A 1,570-nucleotide genomic window follows, 5' to 3' on the forward strand; every position below is an offset into this window, starting at 1 on the left:
GGGGGAGAAGTGGCTGCCGCCGGAGCAGGCGTGTGCCTCCTGGAAGTTGGGGCGCGTGGGGGAGGACGTCGTCCCTCGGCTGATTTCGCTGCTTCGGCATTCGGACCGTCGCGTGCGCGGCGGTGCAGCACAGGCGCTGGCGAAGATGGAAGAGAAGGCCACGGGCGCTATGCCTGCGCTCATCGAGGCGTATGAGCGGGAGCCCGGTGGGCTGGCCCTGCACGCGCTCTCCTCACTCGATGACGAGAGAGCAGCGCCAGCCATTGTGCGCCACCTCCTGGAGTCGCCCACGTCGGCCCTGGAGCACCTCGGCCCGACATTGGCCCCGGTGCTCGTAGAAGTGCTGGAGAATCCGGAGTCGAGCTGGGAGGCGCTGGTGCTGGTGCGCCGCGTCCTCGCCCGGCGCCCCTCCATGTACACGGAGACGTTCGTTCCGCGCCTGCGGACGCTCCTCGCGCGGGAGCTGGAGGAGCCCACTCTCCGGCGCCCACCAGGGACGTCCTGCCCGTCGCCGCCTGCACCAAGCTGCGAGGCGGTTTTCGACGCGTGCACCCCGCGAGCGGCCTACGTGGCGTCGGCGTTGGCGGCCTACGAGCGCCGAGGCGCGAAGGCCGCGCCCGAGGTGCTCCAGGCGCTCCAACGGCCGGACGTGCGCCTCACACCCGTGGCGCTGCAGGCGCTGGTGGCCTTCGGGAGTCCTGCTGCGGTGCCCGAGGTCCTCCAGCAGCTCGCCGTGCCTGAATGCCGTGCCCGGGCCCTTGCGAGCCTCGTGTCCCTGGGGGACGTCGCGCGGCCGGCCGCGACGGAGCCGTTGCTGCGGCTGCTGGCCACGGGGGAGGAGGGCTGGGGGCGGGCGCGGGCCGCAGAGGCCCTTGGAGGCGTGGGAGGTGCAGCCGCCCTCGATGCGTTGCGCCAGGCGGTGTACGCGTCGCACAGCGAAGTCCAGGCCGCGGCTGTCGGGGCGCTGGGCAGCTACGCCTTCCGGACGCATGCGGAGGAACTGGTGCCGTTGTTCCAGCAGGTGGTGGCGAAGCACGCCTCTCCGGTGGCGCGGAGCCACGCGAGGTTGGCCTTGGAGGGACTCTCCGGGCAGGAGGTGCAGCCTGCGGAGTCCATCGACTGCGCCCGCATCAGTCCAAGACGCGCCGGAGGGTGGACGCTGCGCGAGGGGCACACCTCTCTCCAGTTGCACTGGGACAAGCCGAAGGCGCCCCCACTAGGGAGTCCGTGTGCAGCCGTGCCTGGAGGGGACTCCGCCTCCGTCCTCGAAGCCATGGGCGAGGCCTGCCTCGTCGGGTGGGACGACGGGGAGTTTGGGGGCACGCTGGAGGTGCATGAGGCCGGGCGGGTGACGGTGCTGGAGGAGCCCCGCGCCAATCCCCTGCATGTCGTGCGGATGCACGGCGCCCTCGTGGTGGTGGAGGGCCTCGCGCACCTGTTTGGCGGCGCGGGGAGTCTGGTGCGTGTCGACGCGTCCGAGGGGCGGTGGCGTGCCATCCCTTGGGTGACTCTCCCAGGTGCGCCGATGGCATACGCGCTGGACGAGGCGGGAGACCTCGTGGTGGGGACG

The 1,570-nt window shown here is 72.1% G+C and carries 1 protein-coding gene; it reads left to right on the forward strand.

Annotated elements, in window-relative coordinates; genetic code table 11:
• A partial coding sequence (locus HUW62_RS47175; RefSeq protein ID WP_176438182.1) for a HEAT repeat domain-containing protein occupies positions 1-1,570 on the forward strand: 1,570 nt, incomplete at both ends.

It is taken from the genome of Myxococcus sp. AM011, assembly GCF_013372595.1.
In the GTDB taxonomy this organism is placed as follows: Bacteria; Myxococcota; Myxococcia; order Myxococcales; family Myxococcaceae; genus Myxococcus; species Myxococcus eversor.